We start from the raw sequence: 20,513 nt of genomic DNA on the forward strand, positions 1-20,513 counted from the left end.
TCAGCATTAAACAAAATCCCGGAGGGATGACATATTGGTAACAACAGGTCATCAGCATTAAACAAAATCCCGGAGGGATGACATATTGGTAAAAACAAGTCATCCGCATCAACCGAAATCCCGGAGCGATGACATATTGGTAGCAACAAGTCATCCGCATTAAACAAAATCCCGGAGGGATGACATATTGGTAGCAACAGATCATCCGCATTAACCGAAATCCCGGAGGGATGTAACATTATGCATAACGCCTTTATTACCGCTTCAACCTTGCGGCTCTTTGCGGCATGTCAATGGCCTGCAGTACCTTGTTTTTGAGGAAGTAAGGGTAATTGGGATGTTCTTTAAGGAATTTTGTGGCGATGTCGGTCACCTCCCTGGACGAATGTCCTGAAAACGTGGTGTTGGTCCAGCGCGTCGGGAAGAAAATATCCCCTGTGAGCTGGATTTCCTGCAACAGATCCAGCGACGGCCGCAAGTACTTGATAGCGCTGGCGGATCGCAATGGATGATGCAGATTCGATAGCCCGTCCAGCACCCAGGCTTCTTTTTCACGGTTTTCCGGCTTTTTCAAAGATTCAAAAAACGCATCACGCTCAGCTTCACTTTGACTCAACGAAGGAATGACAAACTGCATTTTCGTTTTTCGGTCGGGATTTTTAGTGCTATCCATTTGCGTCTGCATAATCGCCTTCACATCTCCCTTTCCCCTGATAGCCAGTTCATAAGCCAGTGAAATATTGTCTTCCTCCGACAATGTAAGGTTTTGAATTATCAAAGTTTTAGTCCAGAGTGACTCCATTTTTTGATAAGCGTCATCACTGAGCGCAATACGTTTGAATGTCCGGAAATATGACTTTTTGATTCCCTTATCTTTTGTCGAATTGAGTAAATCCCAGGTCACTTTTTCAACCTCCGACTGATATCTGTTTCTGCTTTCATCGCTTAGGAATGACCACCATAGGCTTTGCAGGCGCCCCAGCAAATAATCGGTGAGCAACGGATCTTTTTCCCTGGGTAATGTGTGCAGCACATTACGCAAAAGCTGATTAGCTGCCGGGCCTTCGCCACGTAGGAAGCCTTCCCAAATGTTCACAAGCATTGCTCCGCGGAAAACGGGCTTTGACAAAACAGAATCACCGGATTGGTTATAATGTTGAAAAAAGTAATCGGTGCTCGCACTATCCATCTTGAAATAACCATAAGCAGTGCCATCCGGATTAGGGAAGCGGTAATGTTGGTTACTAATCTCAAAATCTTTCAGTCCAACCGGCTGCTGCCAGGTTCGTTTCGAGACAGAATCTTGTTTTTGAATGTACTTCCCGGCTCCTTCGCCGGAAGCATATTGATACTCGGGCATACCCGGCGTTTTTACCCACACCTGGCTCCAATCCGCAATGTTGAGCGGCGTTTTTTTATCAATAATCTGTATCAGATCATCCCAACGGGCGTTTCCAAATGCGTAGGTTTTCAGATATTCCCCAAGGCTCTCGCGCATGAGCTTCGTTCCTATCTTCCGTTCAAGCTGGCGCATTACGATGGGTGCTTTCATATAAATAATGGCCCCGTATAATGTCCCTGCATTTTTAAGATTACCCAAATCCTGCAAAATGGGGTTTGTACCGGCCGTCCGGTCTACCTCATATGCGCCCGGATAATGTGCCAGCAGAAAACGTAAATCGTGGTTGATTTCGGGGAAGCTTGGATGGACGATTTTTGCAGCCATAAAATTGGCAAAAACCTCTTTCAGCCACACATCATTGAACCAGTCCATGGTTACCAGATCGCCAAACCACATATGCGCCGACTCGTGCGCAATGACACTCGCCCGCGCCATTTTCTCATTCACCGACGCATTTTCATCCAGGATCAGCGCCGGCTCATTGTAAAATATAGAACCCGGATGCTCCATCCCGCCATATTGAAATGAGGGAATCAGGACAAAATCAAATTTTCCAAAAGGGTAATCAATGTTCGTATAATCTTCCAGCCAGGAAAGCGACTTGGCGTGCAGATCGAAAATTTCATCCTTATTCCGGTTCACTTTGGCAGCATCCGTTTCTCGGTAATACATGGTCATTGCCCTGCCCTTTACTGTTTTTTCAGTTTTAAAAAACTTGCCGGCTGCAAAGGCAAACAGATAGGAACTGATGGGCTTGGTTTGGGTAAACTGAAAAACGCATTTGCCGCTTCTCGACGTTTTGGACTTCAAACTTCCGTTCGAAACCGCTTCCCAGCCGTCGGGCACACTTAATGTTAAGCTGTATGTGGCCTTTAAATTGGGCTGATCAAACAAAGGAAAACAGGTCGAAGCGCGGTCGGGAACGAAAAGCGTGTAGAGATATTCGTCACTCCTGTTCAGGGAAAGGTTACCGGCGATGAAGCCGATCGTCAATGTATTTCTTCCTTTTTTTAATCCTTCGGGGTGAATGATAATGTGCTGGTTGGCCACTTTAAACTCGATTTCGTCGCCCTCGGATTGGACAGAAATAATGTGCGTGCTATCGGAATTAAAATCTAAAACCAGCGCCGAATCGAGCGCAGTCAGGTTAAAAGAAATTGTTTCAATGCCTTTTATCTGCTCACTTTTCTTACTTGGAATATCAAGCTGAATGTTATAATCAATGCTGTCAATCGTACTTTCCCGCCGCTCATTGAGCTGATAACTAACGCCTTTATCCGGTAATTTCGACTTCTGATCCGAGCATCCAAACTGAAACAAAACAACAATCAATAAAGCAATCCAGCCAGAAATTTTCATACGTGAGTAAATGGTAATCGCCAAAAATAGCATTAAGCATTTTAATTTTTCGCCATAGTTTTGTTGTTACGCACCGTAACATTGTTTACATTTATTCGCTTTTGACTTACACACTATGAATGAAATCGATTTGAGAATGCGGCTAGCTGCATTAAGGCAGTATTTGCGGGATAATCAGGACAGACTTAGCTCAGAAGAAATCGATGACATTTTGGATGTGATAACTAAAATAATGGAAGTGCTGGCAGTGCTGAGTAAAAAGTGAGGCAGATTTTAATGCCTTTAACCAAACTAATGATATGCAAACAATAGCAAAACCAAAGTCGGATGAGTTGGCCACTTTGCTTTCCGAAAGTCGGGAAATGCTTGAAGAGGCGAAAAACTATCTTTCAAAGGACGGAAAAAGATATGAGCTGCATGATTGGATCACCATTGCAGAATATTGCAAGAGGTTCAATATCCCAAATACACAAACCGTAAGCAACTGGATCAAACGGGGAATTATTTCAGCCGAGAATACGGTGGTCATCGAAGAGTACAATAATATCCGGCTGATCAAAGCCATCCCTTACCACGATCAGAACTGATTAATTTATTTCTTACAACACCGTAAGCCTCTTTCATGCGTCAAATTTTACGTTACGCCGCCGTTGCCGTACTTCTGTTTTCCAGTATATCAAAAGCCCAAACCCTCGGGCCGCTTACGGTTGAGAAGATTATGCGGGATCCTAAGACGTGGATTGGAACTTCGCCGAGTGACATTAGCTGGTCTGAGGATAGCAAGACGATTTATTTCAATTGGAATCCGGATAAGAATGCGGCTGACTCGCTGTATGGATTTGATCTGACCTCCAAGAAAATCAGCAAGATAGCCCCAGCCATTCGCAAAACATTGCCCGGTAAAAGTGATGTTTTTAACAAGCAAAAAACGCAGCGGCTCTACGAAAAGAATGGGGACATTTATCTGATCTCAACTACTGATTACAAAATCAGACAGCTAACCAACACTGTCGAGCGGGAAAGTAATCCAGCTTTCAGTGGCGATGACCAGCGCGTGGTTTTTATACGTGGAATGAACCTGTTCAGCATTGCACCCGACAACGGGCTTCTGAGCCAACTTACTGATTTTAAGAGCGGCACAAAGAAAGCCGATAGCAAACCAGAAGGCCACAAAAAATTTTTGAAAGACGATCAGCTCGCAATGTTCGAGGTTTTGAAGGAAAGAAAAGAGAAGAAAGATGCGGGCAAAAAAATAACCGATGCCGAAAAGGCAGCTTATCCGAAAGAAATTTACCTGGGCGAAAAGAACGTTTCCAGCCAGCAAATTAGTCCGGACGGGCAGTTCATTACTTACCGGTTGACGCAACCGAACAAATCCGCAAAGTCGACCATTGTCCCCAATTACGTCACTGAATCCGGTTTTACAGAAGATATCGATGCCAGGACCAAAGTCGGGGCGCCAGCTTCGCAATCCGAATTCTGGGTTTATAATATTAAAAAAGATACAACATTAAAAGTTGCAGTAAAGAACATTCCGGGCATCGGTGACAAGCCTGATTATCTGAAAGATTATCCCAAACTGGATTCCGCCTGGAAAAAAGATAAAGAGCGGGACGTGATCATTAACGGGCCTTTCTGGTCGGATAACAGCAAAAATGCAGTGGTGGTTGTCCGCTCGCTGGACGGCAAGGACCGCTGGATCATGGCGCTTGATCCCGAGACTGCAACATTGAAATTGCTGGATCGCCAGCGGGATGAGGCCTGGATCGGCGGGCCGGGCATTGGCGGTTATCCGATGAGTTCGGGAGAAATTGGCTTTATTGATGATAACAACATTTATTTCCAGAGTGAGGAAACGGGTTACTCGCATCTTTACAGTCTGGATGTTGTCAGCGGCAAGAAAACGGCGCTTACCAATGGGACATTTGAAGTACAAAATGTCGTTTTATCAAAAAACAAAAAATCGTTTTACCTTATAACCAACGAAGTACATCCGGGAGAGCAGCACTTTTATAAAATGTCTGCAACGGGCGGACCGCGCACCCGCATTACGCAGCAGACCGGCGCGCACGAAGTAACGTTATCGCCGGACGAGACCAAACTCGCTGTTCGCTCTTCGCAAAGCAATGTTCCCTGGGAGCTGTTTGTAATGGATAATCCAGACGCACATACGAAAAGCATTAACTCAGAGCAGGTTACCAGATCCACATCTCCCGAATTTTTGTCTTACCCATGGCGAAAAGCAAAAGTGGTCACTATTAAGGCAACTGACGGACAGGACATTTATGCAAGGGTTTACGAACCTAAAAAATCAAATGGCAAAGCGGTCATTTTTGTACATGGAGCCGGTTATTTGCAAAACGCGCACAAATGGTGGAGCCAGTATTTCAGGGAATATATGTTCAATAACATGCTGGTGGATAAGGGTTATACCGTGCTTGACCTCGATTACCGGGCAAGCTCGGGCTACGGTCGCGACTGGCGCACTGGCATTTACCGCTTTATGGGAGGTAAAGATCTCACAGACAACACGGATGGTGCTAAATGGCTGGTTAAAAATTATGGTATCAATCCAAAGAAAATAGGAATCTATGGCGGTTCCTACGGCGGTTTTATAACATTAATGGGCCTTTTTACAACGCCCGATATTTTCGCTGCCGGTGCAGCACTGCGCCCGGTTACGGACTGGGCTGCATACAATCATCCCTACACAGCCAACATTCTCAACGAACCACAATCCGACAGCCTCGCTTACCGAAAAAGCTCACCGATATACCACGCAGCCGGTCTTAAAAACCACTTGCTCATGTGCCACGGAATGGTGGATGTAAATGTTCATTATCAGGATGTTGTCAGACTTTCGCAACGGCTTATCGAACTGGGTAAAAACAATTGGGAACTAGCCTCCTACCCCATGGAAGACCACGCTTTTGTGGAAGCGTCGTCCTGGACGGATGAATATAAGCGGATCTTAAAGCTTTTTGAGGAGAAACTATAAGTGAAAAGCCGTGCAGGAAATCCTGCACGGCTTTTCACTTTGAAAACACCCTTATGCTGCGTTGTTGACCCTGCGGACCAGCGAATAACCGCCGTAATTTTCCCAAAGGTTCATAATCAGGTTGCGTTCCTTAATATTATGTAAGCCAAAATCGATCAGGATTTCGCCTTCCTGAATGCGTTTCTGGAAATAGGTCGCATATTCGTCCGACAAAACAGTGCTTGCAATAGCTCGCTGACCTCTTTCGTCCAATTTCCCTGCCACTACAAGTGCCAGTCCCGGAATCGCCACAAACCTACCTAACACATCCAATGCATCCGAGATCCTGGTTACCTGTAGCTTTTTACCTTTTCCTAAACCCGATTCTCTTTTATCGTCATAGTCTTTATCATGATAATGATAAAGTCTTTCGCTCGTTTCTTCTGACATGATCAGCGTAATTTCCTCCGCTTCATAGCCAAGTTTTAACAATGCCTTATATGCGTTTTCCGCATCTGTTCTGGTCGCAAATACACTCGTTACGGTATTGACGCTTCTTTTGGTATGTGTGCTGTTCATCATCTCTCTCCTCGTAATAGTTCAACATCTACTTAAATAATTTATGCGCTCAGAGTAAAGAACCGTTCCATCAGCGAAATGCGTGATTATATTCCTGAAAGAGCTGTGAGTGTGGAACCGACTGATTTTTACGTTATTATACGTCAGGTTACATGTGGCTTTTGTTCTACATCGTAACAAAAGACATCGCAAAAAGAGTATTTACAAATTCAGTAAGCCTTATCAACAATGCCAGACTAAAACTGGCACGAACCGATTTCAATCACTAACATCTTCTATATGAAGCAGATTTTTTCCAGAATAAAAATGGCTGTTACGGTCCAGGGCATACTTGCCTTTGCATTTGTGGCGGTGTCTCATGCACAGGTGGGCGTTGGGACGAAGGCGCCGAAAGGTGCGGAGGTTTTCATGGACGGCAGCCGCAAAATGCTGGATGAGAAGTGGATTTACTGGGAAGGTCCGCGCTTTTCGGCCAAGCCTCCTATCAAATGGACCGTAGTAAACGATCCGGTGGACAAAGGAACGGTTATCAACTGCAACGATCCAGCATCTGCTGGCGGAAAGTACGGCTCCGCGGACATTGTTACCAAAAAGCAGTTTAAGGATTTCCGCGCTCACGTCGAATTCCTTATTACCAAAGAAGGCGGCAATAGCGGCGTTTATTTACAAAACCGTTACGAAATCCAGGTTTTGGACGGGGATACCACTTCTCACGGAATGGCTGCGGTGATCAACGAGTCCAGGTCACCTTATGCCGCTTATAATGGCATAGGCAAGTGGAATTCCTATGACATTCTGTTCCGGGCGGCTCGTTTTAAGGAAGGCAAGCTGGTTGAAAAGCCTATGGTAACATTGTATTTCAATGGTAAAAAGGTTCATACCAATCAGCAGATCAGCCAGGTTTGGGGTGGTCCTAATTCCGGAATCGATGGTGGAAATGATGGAGGAAAAGGCATTACAGACACACCGGGTGGGTTGAAACTGCAATCCGAAGGCCATGATGTTTACTACCGGAATATCTGGATAAAAGAGGAATCCCTGGATAAACCAAATACTGATTTTTAAAGAAAATAACCGTTGTTAGAGCCTGCCTGATTTTTCGGGCAGGCATTTTTTTTGGGCAATTTGCAGGGCATTGACCAGCAACATTGGCATGAAAATATTGTTTTCGGGAGTTTTTAAACACGAACGTCTTAATACACGAACGTTATGATCGCTGAAAACTTCAATTTAAAAGGAAAAACTGCGCTGGTAACCGGTTCGAGCCAGGGAATCGGCGAAGGCATTGCACTGGCCCTGGCCGAATATGGCGCAAATGTCATTCTGCATTGCAGGAGCGACGAAGATGAGGCCGAAAAAGTGGCAGAAAGAATCAGGGAATTGGGGGTCAAATGTTCCGTTGTCCAGTCGGACCTTGCGAAGGCCAATGTTGCTTCTGAAATTTTTGATCATGCTAAACAAAACGGACAGCATGTGGACATTCTCGTACTGAATGCTTCTGTCCAGATTCCGAAGAACTGGGAAGAAATTCGTTTCGAGGACTTTGACACACAGATTAATGCCAACTTCCGGTCTACGCTCTTGCTTATCCAGCAATTCGCTCCGCTGATGATCCAGAATGGCTGGGGACGCATTGTGACATTAGGCAGCGTACAGCAAACCAGGCCGCATCCTTCCATGCTCGTTTATGCTGCTACAAAATCGGCTGTTCTTAATATGGTGCAAAATCTGGCCATGCAGTTCGCAGACAAAGGCGTGACCGTTAATAATCTGGCTCCCGGCGTCATCGGAACGCCACGACTCGAACAGGATGTTCCGGAGGTGGAAGAAAGGATTAACAAGCGCTTGGAAACGCCTTCGGGCCAGATTGGTGACCCGAAGGATTGTGCTGCCATGGCCGTTTTATTGTGTTCCGAAGCCGGGCGCTTCATCACGGGCCAGAATATTAATGTTGATGGCGGATTAAGCCTCTGACTTATTTTTTCTTGTAATCAATTTTAAAAATAGTGCCGTTCAGGTCGTCGGTCACGTAAAGTGCGCCGTCCGGTCCTTGTGCGAGACCGCATGGGCGATGCTGGATCGGGCCGGTTGGTTTAGCCAGGTCCGTTCCGGCAAAATTATCCGCAAAAATTTCCCATTTGCCAGGCTTACCATTCACAAATGGCACAAATGCAACCAGATAGCCTTTTTTCAGTTCAGCAGACTGGCTGTGAAATGCAATGAATGCGCCATTTTTATATCTCGCCGGAAACTGGTTACCAGTGTAAAACATGATCGCATTAGGACCGAGATGCGCCGGAAATGCAACCAGAGGATTGATCGCTTTTTCACCCGCCGTTTTCTTGCCATCACCGCCGTACTCCGGTGCAAGGATCTTTTTGTTCTGGAAATGGTCGTAGTAAATGTAGGGCCAGCCCGCATCGTCGCCTTCTTTTAATCTGTAAAGCGTTTCAGCAGGAAGTTCAGCACTTTGTTTTGGAGTGTAGTATTGAGGGTAAAAATCGTCAAACTTTCCACGCCCGTGCACGGTTGCGTACAATGCATTTGTTTTTTGATCCCAGTCAATTCCAACTGCATTCTTCACACCCGTCGCGAAACGTACGCCGTCCGAAAAAGTCTGTCCGGCTTTATCCGCCTTGAATTTCCAGACTCCGCCCGCAGAATCCAGGATCGTGCAGGGCGACATTCCCTTGCCCGACCCGGCTTCACGGCAATTGTCACTGTATGAACCCACTGTAACATAAATGTTACCCGCATTATCCAGCGTGATCGGCTTGGCATTGTCGCGGCCATGATCGGTCAGTCCCTCAATGATCTTTTCCGGTTTTTCAAAATCGACGACTTCTTCCTTATCATTCAGTTTATAACGAAAAACGCCTTTGTTGGAAGAGCTGTATAAATAACCGTTTTTGATTGCAATGCCCGTTCCCTGGTAATCCCCGAAAAGCGTTTTGCTCTCAATTTCACCATCGCCGTTTGTATCTTTGATGTGGTAAATCCCTTTTCCGTCTTTCAGCTTGGAAAGCTTCACATACATATCACCATTTTTCCCGATCACCATGTGCCGGGTAGCGCCGAGGTCTGTTGCCAGGATTTTTGCTGAAAAGCCGGCGGGCAGTTTAAGCTTAGCTGCTTCAATCGGGAATTTTTTGTTACCGGATGTAGGAGGATTAGCCGGAACATTTGTGTAAGCAAACAAGCCGGTGGCGCCTGCTAATGCCAGAAATGCCCCTGTGATTTTTGATAATTTTTTGCTCATGCAATGAGTAATAATGAGTTAAATAAATAAAAAGCTGACCGCCGTGCGGACAAATTCGGTGTCTATATTAGAAAGCATTTCACCGAAACTTTATTACTTGTTGTGCCCGCTCAATTTTCCTTATATAAATGTAAATTGGAATGATTTTTTTTAACATATTTGAACCGTAGAACTAGAAAAACCTCGCTTACAACCAGCAAACCAATAAATTTTGAGCTATGAATCCATATGACGATGATGACGATGAATTGTTTGACGACGATTTGCCAGGAAATTATCCCGCGGAGGAAGACATTTTTCGTCAGGGCCTGATTGATCCGGATATTGATCCTGAGGACATTTCAAAAGTAAAGAGTGAAATCGAACTGGAATCGGATGACTGGAATGAAAAATCTTTCGACGATGATCTGATCGGCGACGACCTGGACGTTCCGGGATCAGAGGACGATGACGAGGACGAAATGATCGGCAGAGAAGACGAAGAAAACAATTATTACAGCCTCGGCGGAGACAATCACGATAACCTGGAAGAAAACCAGGGCGACTAGTCTCTTCAAACATATTCATAAAACCGGACAACCCCCTTGCCCGGTTTTTTTATGTCCGGATTCGCCATAAGTATGATTAGTCGGCCGTATACTTTTGCTAAAAACGAATTGGAACATGGCCGAATTTACTCCCGAAGCTTTCAAGAAAGAATTGATCAGCATCCTTACTTATTGGGAAAAACACGGCCCTGACCCAGAAAACGGCGGATTTTATGGTCGGGTGAATTATGAAAATCAGCCTGTTAAAGATGCTGATCGCTCGGTTGTATTGACAGGACGTATTTTATGGACTTATTCACTCGCACACCGGCTGTTCAAAGAAGCCAAATATCTGACATTGGCCGACCGCGCTTACCAGCAACTGGTAAAGCATTTTTTTGATCCTGAGCATGGTGGCGTTTATTGGTCTGTGAAAGCGGACGGAACGCCTTTGGAAACCAAAAAACAGATCTACGGCAATGCATTTGCCATGTACGGACTCAGCGAATATTTCCGCGTTACACATTTTCAGCCTGCATTGGATAAGGCCAAAGAACTGTTTAATGTCATCGAAAAACACGCATTTGACCCGGTTAATGGCGGCTACCGCGAAGCATTTGCCCGCGACTGGTCCGGCACAGACGATTACATTCTGAGCAAAAGTCCCTGGATCAAAAGTATGAACACGCATTTGCACCTGGTGGAGGCATATGCCAATTTATACAGCGTATGGCCGGATCCGAAATTGAAAAAACAAACTGCTAACATGCTGGAATCGATCATTACCAGGATCGTGAACCCGAAAACGAACAGTATGGAGCTGTTTTTTGACGAAAAATGGAAATCGAAAGACCACATTGTTTCCTATGGGCACGACATTGAAGCTTCCTGGCTTTTATTTGAAACTGCGGAAATCCTGCACGATGAGCGCCTGATTGGCAAACTCAAAAAAGTGGCGATCGCGATGGCCGATTCCGCGAGTAAGGGACTGGCAGCGGACGGCGCGCTGAATTACGAATTTGATCCTGAAACAAAACATTTACAAACCGACCGTTCCTGGTGGGTTTTGGCGGAACAAATGGTTGGATTTTACAATGCTTACCAGCTGACCAAAGAGGAACAATATAAAGTTAAGGCTGAACGCAGCTGGGATTACATCGTAGGGAAGCTCGTAGATCACGAAAAAGGTGAATGGCACGGCACCGTCAAGGCCGACGGCACGCCCGTGAAAGGCGACAAGATCAACTTCTGGAAATGTCCTTATCACAATGCGCGCGCATGTGCGGAAATGTTAAGACGCGTCTCTAAAAGCTAGAATGCAGCTAATTAAGGAACATTTCATCCACCAGCAGCAGTGCTTTATTGCCTTTGCTTCTGTGCCAGTCCGGAATTTTGTTTAATGGTTTCGCGATGATTTTCAGGTAAGAAACACTCTGTGGCTTGAATGTTCCTTCCACGGTTTGCAAACTGGGTCTATCGCCTTTTTTCGGCATTTTCGCCTTGAACCTCGTCAGCAATTTCAGATTTTGTGCATTATCACCACCCCATATTTCAATCGATTCGGGAGGGAAAATGCCAGTATCCTCTTCTACCATATAATGCACACCGAGGGACGATAACAGGATCGGTTTTTTGAATTCTGAAATAAATGCCATGTCATTGTCCTTCACACCGGCCCAGTTGTTGGCCCAGGCGGGATTGTTTGCTCCGATAGCGCCCAGTTTATGATCGAAAAACGTCTTCGCTCCCTCTGCCTGGTGAACGCGGTTTAGCGGCGCTAACAAGTTGACGCTGTCTGGGTTATAGGCACTTTTGAAAAACTCAAAAACAGCCAGATCGCTTCCATACCAGCCATCTTTATATGCTTTGGCTTTAATAGTCCCGCTTTTGGTAACCAGCATTTTATCAAACAACGGCGACTTGACGCTGTCCGGCTCCGAACCATCGGTCGTGTAACGAATGTCTACATTCTTGATCGTGTGCCTGAGCTCTAAATCAAGCGATTTTGCAAAAATCGTGGAGCTGTTTTTTACCTGTGGCGGGTTAAGTTTCAAAGGACTTTTGCCATCGTCTTTGAACCCGCCGATGATGTCAATGTTCTTATTCGCCTTTTGTAGGTTCTGCACGTCCGCAGCAGTCAGCTTCGTGTCCCAGACCGCAACTGTTTTCAGTGGTTTAAGATTCGGCAATAATGCTTTCAGATCATTGAAATCGACTTTTGTACCGGACAATGTCAGGTTTTCCAGTTGTTTCAATGATGATAATGTCTTTAAACCATCGGCCGTAACATCTGTAAAGTTCAGGTCGAGCCGGCGCAGGTTTTCAAATTGCGTAATGCTTTTTAAATCCGCATCTTTTACAGGCATTTTATTGAGATTCAATGATATAACTTGCTGTTTGATCTCGCTTAGTTCATCCAGTTGCTTCACATCATATGTTGCGCTGTTGTAAATGTTCACAGCGAGTGCGGGGGATTCCCGGGCAAGCGGCAAAATCGTGCGGTAATCTGTATTCAGTTTCGCAATAGTTTCTTCATCAGCAGCATCAAATTGGTAGTCTGTCTCCTGTTCAACCGGCTTCAAGTAGGCAGTGGAAAATATCCTAAGTGAATCGTTTGCAGGCAATTCGGTGAGTTTTTTCTTAAAATCCGCATTCTTTTTAACCCAAAGTGTAAGCAAAGAAATCTCCTGCAATGTCAGTTGCGCCTTGCCCGTCGGAGGCATATGTTTTTTATCATCCAGGGGCAAATGCACGCGTTTCATCAGCAAGCTCATCTCGGGATTTCCAGCCACAAACAACTTTCCGGATTTGCCGCCTTTCAGCAAAGATGCAGCATCCGTCATATTCAGCTGGCCTTTCAGCTTATCCGGATTATGGCAGCTGGTGCATTTTTGTTCTAAAATCGGCTGGATCACGTGGGTAAATACAACGGCCTGCTCCAAAGGAACCGCCGCGATGGTTTTCTGACTATCGATCGGTTCCCAGATAAAGTTGCTGCCATGCGTTAATGCAGCACCATAATGTCCCGTCATCACCAATACCGCGACCGTCAGAAAAGCGCCCGCCCTGGCAATAGGAGCCTTATACCAGGTTGTGTTCCGTACAAAATAAATGAGTGATGCGAAAAAGAAAATGCCCGCGCCGGTCCATTTGTGGTAATCAAGAATATCGCCGGAGTAACCTTCCTCCTGCGACAAAAAAAGCCCCATCACCACCGTAACAGCAGCGAAAAGCGAGCCTACCAGCAGCATATTTTGCAGGAAATTTTTGTAAAAAAGATTGGTCGCATACTCAGGCCGGAACCTGAAAAATTCCAGTAACATGGCAATGAGCAAGATCACAATCGGGAAATGCAGGATCAGCGGATGCATGCGCCCGACCGTTTGCAACCACGCCGGGATGACCAGTTTGTCTTCGAAGATCAGTAAAAATAGGATGACAATATTAGAGGCAACTAATAACTGTTCTGCAAAAACCCTGAATCTTAAATGCATTAAAATTTAGCCGATAAATTGATCAATCGTTTACTACCAGATATTTTAGCTGATAATGTCTTTCACCACTTTGCCGGAAACATCCGTGAGGCGGTATCTTCTTCCCAAATGTTTGAAGATCAGTTTTTCGTGGTTCAGGCCCAGCTGATGCAGGATAGTTGCCTGGAAATCATGCACATGCACGGGATCTTTGGCAATGTTGTAGCCCAGCTCATCCGTTTCGCCGTACACCATTCCTGGTTTGATGCCACCGCCAGCCATCCATATCGTAAAGCATCTGGGATGGTGGTCCCGGCCGTAATTATCAGCCGTTAGCTTTCCCTGCGTGTAACTGGTCCGCCCAAATTCGCCGCCCCAGATCACAAGCGTTTCATCCAGTAACCCGCGCTGTTTCAGGTCAGTAACCAATGCTGCGGATGCCTGATCTACATCCATGGCCTGTTTGGTAATCTCAAAAGGCAGATTACCATGCTGGTCCCAGCCCTGGTGATAAAGCTGCACAAAGCGTACGCCATTTTCGGATAGTTTCCTCGCCAGCAGACAGTTCGCCGCATAAGTGCCGGGGACCAGACATTCGGGTCCGTATAATTTGATAATGTCGTCCGATTCCTTGGACAAATCCATCACCTCCGGCACGGCAGTCTGCATGCGGTAAGCCATTTCATACTGCTTGATTTTGGCTGTAATTTCGGGATCGCCAAATTCCTGGTATGAAAGCTCGTTCAGTTGCGAAAGATTGTCGAGCATATCCCGGCGATCGTGACGGTCCATTCCTTCCGGGTCGCGGAGATACAGAACCGGGTCCTCGCCCTTACTGAACTGCACGCCCTGATGCACCGAATCCAGGAAGCCATTGGACCATAATTTGGAATAAACCCCTTGTCCGTTCCCAACGCCACGTGAGAGCAGAACCGTGAAGTTGGGCAGGTTTTTGTTCTCATTACCAAGCCCGTAGCTCAACCAGGAACCCATACTTGGCCGGTTTCCCTGCTGCGAGCCCGTTTGCAGGAAAGTTAAAGCAGGGTCATGGTTAATCGCCTCCGTGTACATGGATTTCACAAAACAGAGATCATTCACAATCTTGGCCGTATAAGGCATCAGATCACTCACCCAGGCACGCGAATCGCCATATTGTTTAAAATCTACAAATGATCCGACCAGCGGAAACGACGCCTGGTTAGCTGTCATGCCGGTCAACCGCTGCGTCCCGCGAACCGATGGCGGAATTTCCTTTCCGAGCATTTCGCGCAATTTCGGCTTATAATCAAACAGTTCCTGCTGCGAAGGAGCGCCGTTCTGGAACATATAAATAACCCTTTTGGCTTTCGGTGCAAAATGCGGAATGCCGGGCGCTAAACCGTCTTCCTCAAATCCTCCGCCTTTCAACAGATCGGGCATAAGCAAAGAGCCTAATGCCACACCGCCAATTCCGAGGCTCATGGAAGACAAAAAACGTCTCCTGTTGAAGTTGAACCCGTGCTCTAATATTTCCTTTTCCATATTATTTCAAACTTTGGCTTTCAGTTTTTTGCTGTCGGCTTCAAGATTTTGTTATGGTTTCTTCCAGATTATAAATGGTTGAAATGACGCGCATTAATGCTGCCTGTGCCTTTTTATCCACCTTTTTGGTAAGCGGATACTCTCCTACCATCACCATTTTCTCCGCCTTTTCAGGCTTTATGGATTGCAACTGCTTGTCGTAATACGCGCTCAGCACGTCCAGTTCCTTATCACTCGGCTTGCGGCAAACGATCAGCCGGAATGCTTTTGTGATCTTCTCTTTTGCCTCACTTTTTTCCTGCAACAGTTTGGCCGCCAGCACACGAGAAGCTTCCAGCACAGCCGGATCGTTCATCATTACTAGCGCCTGCAATGGTGTGTTTGTTTTTAACCTTTTTACTTCGCACAAGTCGCGGTTACTCGCATCGAAAATGCTCATGGTTGGCGGCGGAACCGTCCTTTTGATTAATGTATACATCCCGCGGCGATACAATGCACCGCCATGATCCTGATTATAAACGGATAGCAACCCGCGTCCCGACGTAGCGCCTTCCCAGAGTCCGGCGGGCTGATAGGGTTTCACGCTGGGTCCGCCAATGGTTTTGTTGAGCAGGCCGCTGCTGGCAAGCACGAGATCTTTGATAAATTCTGCATGTATGCGGTAACGCGGCCCGCGGGCGAGGAGAATGTTGTCCGGGTCAGTGGCTAGCTTTTCTTTCGTCACAACAGCGGATTGCTTGTAAGTGGCAGACGTAACCATTTGTTTTACAAGCCGTTTAATATCCCACCCGTGGTCCATAAAATCGGTCGCGAGCCAGTCCAGCAATGCAGGATGGGACGGAAGCTCGCCTTGCATGCCGAAATCCCCGGACGTTTTGACAATGCCTTTTCCAAAGAATTCCTGCCAGAGAATATTCACATAAACCCGCGAAGTCAAGGGATTTCTTTTATCAAAAAGCCATTTTGAGAGCCCTAACCTATTTTTGGGATAACTCTTATCGAATGGTAAAATTGAAGTGGGCGTCGCAGGCTGCACTTCATCGCCCGGCGCATCGTAAACACCACGTTCCAAAATATGCGTCTTCCGCAATGTGTCCAGATCGCCCATTACCGACACGATCAGACGGTTCGTGTCCGGTTTGTTGATGAATGTCAGAATGTTCTTCACGTCATCATTACTGATCTCCATCAACGGCTTTTTCGCATAAGTTTCAGGTCCGCCGATCACAGATTCTATGCCCACTTCTTTCACATTATTGAAGAAAGCGAACATCTGGTAATATTCTTTTTGTGAAAAAGGATCGTATTTATGGTCATGGCAATGTGCACATTCCAGCGTAATGCCGAGCAACCCCTTACCAAACAGATCATTACGGTCTGTCACATACATAATGCGATATTCTTCGGGGATCACGCCGCCTTCTTCGGTGATTTTATGGTTTCGGTTAAAACCTGTCGCCAGTAATTGTTCCTTTGAACTGTTCGGCAACAAATCGCCTGCTAACTGCCACGTTACGAAGTCATTGTAATGCATGTTTTTATTAAATGCATGGATCACCCAGTCGCGCCATGGCCACTGTGTGCGGTAACCGTCATCCTGGTAACCGTGCGAGTCCGCGAAACGCGCCAGGTCCAGCCAGTGAATGGCCATTTTCTCGCCATAGGCAGGGTTTTTCAGGAGTTGGTCGACCATTTTTTCATAGGCGTTTGCGCTATTATCGGCCATGAACTCGTCCATCATTTTCAATGTCGGCGGCAATCCGGTAATGTCCAGGCTAAGGCGTTTAAGCAGTCGCTCCTTATCGGCTTCTTCATTGGGTTTAACACCCTTTTGTTCCTGTTTTTGTAAAATGAAATAATCAATCTCATTTTTAGGCCAATCCTTATCGTCTACTTCCGGTAATGCAGGTTTTTTCGGCGCCACAAATGCCCAGTGCTTTTCATACTTCGCCCCTTGTTTAATCCATTTTTCGATGAGATCAACTTCGCGTTGTGTTAATTTGAGATTGGAGCCTGTGGGAGGCATGCGAAGTGCTGTGTCGGCGGTGGTAATGCGCAGATATACCTGTGAAAGTTCGGGCTTACCAGCGACCAATGCGTGCGCTTTTGGATTTTCCTGCAAAGCTTTAAACGCATCTTCGGCCACATCAAGCCGTAATCCCGCCTCGCGCTTGTTGGCATCGGGACCATGGCAGGCGAGGCATTTGTCAGACAGGATAGGCCGGATGTCAAAGTTATAGCTGACTTCCTTTGGAATATCTTCTTCAACAGCCTGGTTATCCGACGATTTGTTGCAGGACTGGAAACAGAGCGCCGATCCAGCCAGCAGGATGGTCAAAATCAATCTTCCTATAAAAATCATAACTGTGGGTTCAGGAAAAAACGCGCAATTTTTATTTAATATAATCAATTAACTAAAAAAATACACATTTATTGATACAATAATGCCAATTCAAATGTCTTAACTATCCTGCTCTGTACTGTTTTGCCACGGATATGCGTTTGGTTCGGCTGAGAAGTTTGCAACGTGCTCGATCCGGAAAGCTTTTCCATCGTTTTGCTCCATGTTTTGATAAAATCAGTTGTCCGTGTCTGAATTTTTTATTCTAGGTTTGTAATAACTATATGCGACATGCCATGGGATTAAGAACTTACATTCGTGAGAATTTTATTGCGGATATCAAACCATATAAGCCGAAGAATTTTCGCAAGCCTGAAAAAATGCTGGAAATTGTTTCGGCTTGGAAAGGTCTGGAAATGATCGTGGAGGACATCATTGATCAATTTGACTTAAAGCGGGACCGCTGCATTGAATTTGGTGTGGAGTTTGGTTATTCCACGGTGGTTTTTTCCAATTATTTCGAGAGTGTCACCGGCGTGGACACCTTCGAGGGTGATGTTCATACTGTCAATAAAAATGAGCATTTTGAAGAAACGAGTAAGCGGCTTGCTGGCTATGCGAACATTCAGCTGGTAAAATCAGACTACAAAGATTGGATTGCTACTGATAATCAACATTATAATCTGGCGCACGTGGACATTGTCCATAATTACGCTGAAACATTTGAATGTGGCCTCTGGGCGGCACAACATAGCGATTGCACGATTTTTCACGACACAGAAAGTTTCCCCGAGGTGCGGAGGGCTGTGAAGGATCTGGCCAAAAAAACGGGTCACAAACTCTATAACTATCCGCAGCATTACGGATTAGGGATTTTAGTTGCCAGAAAACGTTGAGGAATGGGAAATAAGGTGCTCGTGATCGGAAGCTCCAATACGGACATGGTTGTGCGAACGGCTGAATTTCCAAAACCCGGTGAGACCGTTCTCGGTGGAACATTTATGATGAATGCAGGGGGAAAGGGCGCTAATCAGGCTGTTGCAGCTGCGCGGCTGGGTGCTGACGTTCGCTTTGTGGCTAAAATCGGTCGGGATATTTTTGGGGAGGAGGCAAAAAAAGGTTTTCTGAAAGAAGGCCTTGACATCCAATATCTGCTCGAAACCGCTGATTATGCTTCCGGCGTCGCGCTTATTACCGTCAATGCAAATGGTGAAAACGAGATTGTCGTGGCATCCGGCGCAAATATGGATCTGCGCCCCGCAGACCTTCCTGATGAGATTTTCAATGATGTCGCTTTTGTGCTGATCCAGCTTGAAATTCCTTTAGAAACCGTTGCATACATTATTGATAAATGTCTGCGTTCCAACATTAAAGTTATCCTCAACCCCGCTCCTGCGGTGGCGTTAAGCAAGCAACTGCTCGAAGGCATTTTTCTGATCACGCCCAATGAAACAGAAACCGGGATCCTGACCGGCATTTATCCAGATAATGAATCCTCGATGCACCAAGCTGCCAACTTCTTTCACCGAGCTGGCATTGAGCATGTTATCATTACGCTGGGCAGTGCAGGAGTTTATTTATCCAATCAACAATTTACTGAAATTATCCCTTCTAAAAAAGTGAAAGCGCTGGACTCGACAGCTGCGGGGGATGTATTTAACGGAGCGATACTCACCGCCCTTTCTTCCGGCAAAGACTGGCCGGATGCTTGCCATTTTGCCTGCAACGCGGCTGCCATATCCGTAACCCGTGCGGGTGCGCAAAATTCTGCGCCGTATAGCAGTGAGCTCGATTAAAGCAAAACCGAAACTTCGTCTTCCACTTCTTTTCTGCTTACCTGATGTTTTACAACTGCATTACCAGCATGTAAAATAACCAGCCCACCCAAAGAACAGGCCGCCATCATACCGACCATCGGCAAGGCTGTATTGTTGTGCAGAATACTCACAATAGCAGAAATTATTGCCCCGGCACCCATTCTCCAGCTCCCCATCAACGCCGAAGCGCTGCCCGTATGTTTGCGGAATGGCGCAAGTGACAATGCGGAACTGTTCGGGCCCGTCAGGCCTTGTCCGGTGAGGAAAACAAACATCATCCCAATCAGTGAATACAGACCAAACCAGTTGTTATAAACGCCTGCTATAAGCAAAATGCCCACAATGCTCTGGTAAAACAAAGTGACTTTTATGATTTGCTCGCTCTTGAATTTTTTAAGCAAAATGTGGTTCAATTGCGTGGAACCGATCATGGCAACGGCAAGAAACGCAAAAATCCAACCGTACTGCTGCTCGGAAACTTTGTAAATGTTCATGAAAACATCTGACGAACCGGCGATATAAGCAAATGGAGCCGCTGTTGCCAGGCCGCCTGCCAATGTGTAGATCAGGAACTGAGGCTGTCTGATAACCGTCACGAAACCATTCATAACCGCCTTCGGACGCAATGAAACCGAAGTATCAGCAGCTCTGCCTGTTGGAAGAAAGAAATAAATGGCGCCAATAATCATGGAAACAATTCCGGCCAGAATGATGAATATCCACTGCCATGCGATGGAAGCAGTCACATAACCGCCAATCGTAGGGGCGATCATGGGTGAAACGGCAATAACGAGGGTAATCAGGGAGAAAACTTCGGCACGTTTTTCAGATGGAAAAAGGTCACTCACAAGCGCTTGCGAAGCTACCAGACCCACACATCCGCCCATGGCCTGAAAGAAACGCATTACAATCAGTGAATCCACAGAAGATGTAAGCGCACAACCGAAAGATGCCACCACGTACAAGGCTAACCCAGCATACAGTGGTTTTTTCCTACCAAAACGATCCAAGAGCGGACCATACAATATCTGCCCAAGACAGATCCCGATAAGATAGCTCGTCAGGGACAACTGCACCTGATCGATTGTAGTCCCCAGATCCGACGCAATCCGCGGAAAACCAGGAAGATACATATCAATGGAAAAAGGGCTGACTGTGGCCAGGAAGCCAAGGATGAGAATGATGAAAAAATACTGCTTGCGACTCATGAATTTCTAAAAACTTACTAATTATGAACGGGTGTTTCAGGCAATTAAGT

General features: G+C 46.1%; 16 protein-coding genes. 9 read left to right on the plus strand and 7 right to left on the minus strand.

The annotated features are described in order from the left end of the window. Positions 1-256 precede the first annotated feature (256 nt). Positions 257-2,761: a M1 family metallopeptidase gene (locus NFI80_RS09170; protein ID WP_235163275.1), complete on the minus strand. Its 2,505-nt coding sequence runs from the start codon at positions 2,759-2,761 to the stop codon at positions 257-259. 115 nt (positions 2,762-2,876) lie between these two features. On the opposite strand from NFI80_RS09170, the gene NFI80_RS09175 reads away from it, so the two are divergent. The 3 genes from NFI80_RS09175 to NFI80_RS09185 are packed head-to-tail and all read left to right on the plus strand — an operon-like array spanning position 2,877 to position 5,759. After that, entirely contained in the window at positions 2,877-3,026 is a 150-nt protein-coding gene (locus NFI80_RS09175; RefSeq protein ID WP_233796273.1) for a hypothetical protein, read from the plus strand. A 34-nt stretch (positions 3,027-3,060) separates the two neighbouring features. Continuing rightward, positions 3,061-3,348 (plus strand): hypothetical protein, encoded by a 288-nt coding sequence (locus tag NFI80_RS09180; protein ID WP_233796272.1) that lies wholly within the window; start codon positions 3,061-3,063, stop codon positions 3,346-3,348. A gap of 35 nt (positions 3,349-3,383) precedes the next feature. After that, positions 3,384-5,759, plus strand: coding sequence for a S9 family peptidase (locus NFI80_RS09185; protein WP_235163273.1), 2,376 nt, complete (start codon positions 3,384-3,386; stop codon positions 5,757-5,759). Between the two features lie 51 nt (positions 5,760-5,810). On the opposite strand, the gene NFI80_RS09190 is transcribed toward NFI80_RS09185, so the two are convergent. Then, complete coding sequence (locus NFI80_RS09190) at positions 5,811-6,320, minus strand: hypothetical protein (RefSeq protein ID WP_235161799.1); 510 nt, start codon at positions 6,318-6,320, stop codon at positions 5,811-5,813. 276 nt (positions 6,321-6,596) lie between these two features. Between NFI80_RS09190 and NFI80_RS09195 the strand changes: the two genes are divergently transcribed. Beyond that, entirely contained in the window at positions 6,597-7,382 is a 786-nt protein-coding gene (locus NFI80_RS09195) for a 3-keto-disaccharide hydrolase (RefSeq protein ID WP_026630137.1), read from the plus strand. 144 nt (positions 7,383-7,526) lie between these two features. Further along, positions 7,527-8,291: an SDR family NAD(P)-dependent oxidoreductase gene (locus NFI80_RS09200; RefSeq protein ID WP_235163271.1), complete on the plus strand. Its 765-nt coding sequence runs from the start codon at positions 7,527-7,529 to the stop codon at positions 8,289-8,291. 1 nt (position 8,292) lies between these two features. On the opposite strand, the gene NFI80_RS09205 is transcribed toward NFI80_RS09200, so the two are convergent. Next, positions 8,293-9,576 (minus strand): PQQ-dependent sugar dehydrogenase, encoded by a 1,284-nt coding sequence (locus NFI80_RS09205; protein ID WP_235163268.1) that lies wholly within the window; start codon positions 9,574-9,576, stop codon positions 8,293-8,295. A 218-nt stretch (positions 9,577-9,794) separates the two neighbouring features. Between NFI80_RS09205 and NFI80_RS09210 the strand changes: the two genes are divergently transcribed. Beyond that, complete coding sequence (locus NFI80_RS09210; RefSeq protein WP_235161796.1) at positions 9,795-10,124, plus strand: hypothetical protein; 330 nt, start codon at positions 9,795-9,797, stop codon at positions 10,122-10,124. A gap of 115 nt (positions 10,125-10,239) precedes the next feature. Then, a complete protein-coding gene (locus NFI80_RS09215) occupies positions 10,240-11,418 on the plus strand; it encodes an AGE family epimerase/isomerase (RefSeq protein ID WP_235163265.1) in 1,179 nt (392 codons plus the stop codon). A 7-nt stretch (positions 11,419-11,425) separates the two neighbouring features. Here NFI80_RS09215 and NFI80_RS09220 read toward each other — a convergent pair whose 3' ends face one another. From NFI80_RS09220 to NFI80_RS09230, 3 genes are read right to left on the minus strand one after another with little or no spacing between them, the layout of a single operon-like run. Further along, positions 11,426-13,597, minus strand: coding sequence for a c-type cytochrome domain-containing protein (locus NFI80_RS09220; protein ID WP_235163256.1), 2,172 nt, complete (start codon positions 13,595-13,597; stop codon positions 11,426-11,428). A 45-nt stretch (positions 13,598-13,642) separates the two neighbouring features. Beyond that, complete coding sequence (locus NFI80_RS09225) at positions 13,643-15,097, minus strand: DUF1501 domain-containing protein (protein ID WP_233796264.1); 1,455 nt, start codon at positions 15,095-15,097, stop codon at positions 13,643-13,645. Between the two features lie 40 nt (positions 15,098-15,137). Further along, positions 15,138-17,459, minus strand: coding sequence for a PSD1 and planctomycete cytochrome C domain-containing protein (locus tag NFI80_RS09230; RefSeq protein ID WP_235163255.1), 2,322 nt, complete (start codon positions 17,457-17,459; stop codon positions 15,138-15,140). Between the two features lie 275 nt (positions 17,460-17,734). On the opposite strand from NFI80_RS09230, the gene NFI80_RS09235 reads away from it, so the two are divergent. Both NFI80_RS09235 and rbsK read left to right on the plus strand, forming a co-directional pair. Continuing rightward, complete coding sequence (locus tag NFI80_RS09235) at positions 17,735-18,334, plus strand: class I SAM-dependent methyltransferase (RefSeq protein WP_235161792.1); 600 nt, start codon at positions 17,735-17,737, stop codon at positions 18,332-18,334. A 3-nt stretch (positions 18,335-18,337) separates the two neighbouring features. Continuing rightward, complete coding sequence (gene rbsK, locus NFI80_RS09240; RefSeq protein ID WP_235163252.1) at positions 18,338-19,234, plus strand: ribokinase; 897 nt, start codon at positions 18,338-18,340, stop codon at positions 19,232-19,234. Here rbsK and NFI80_RS09245 read toward each other — a convergent pair. Next, positions 19,231-20,463, minus strand: coding sequence for a multidrug effflux MFS transporter (locus NFI80_RS09245; RefSeq protein ID WP_235163248.1), 1,233 nt, complete (start codon positions 20,461-20,463; stop codon positions 19,231-19,233). The genes rbsK and NFI80_RS09245 overlap by 4 nt on opposite strands. Positions 20,464-20,513: the final 50 nt, after the last annotated feature.

The organism is Dyadobacter chenhuakuii, from assembly GCF_023821985.2.
GTDB lineage: Bacteria > Bacteroidota > Bacteroidia > Cytophagales > Spirosomataceae > Dyadobacter > Dyadobacter chenhuakuii.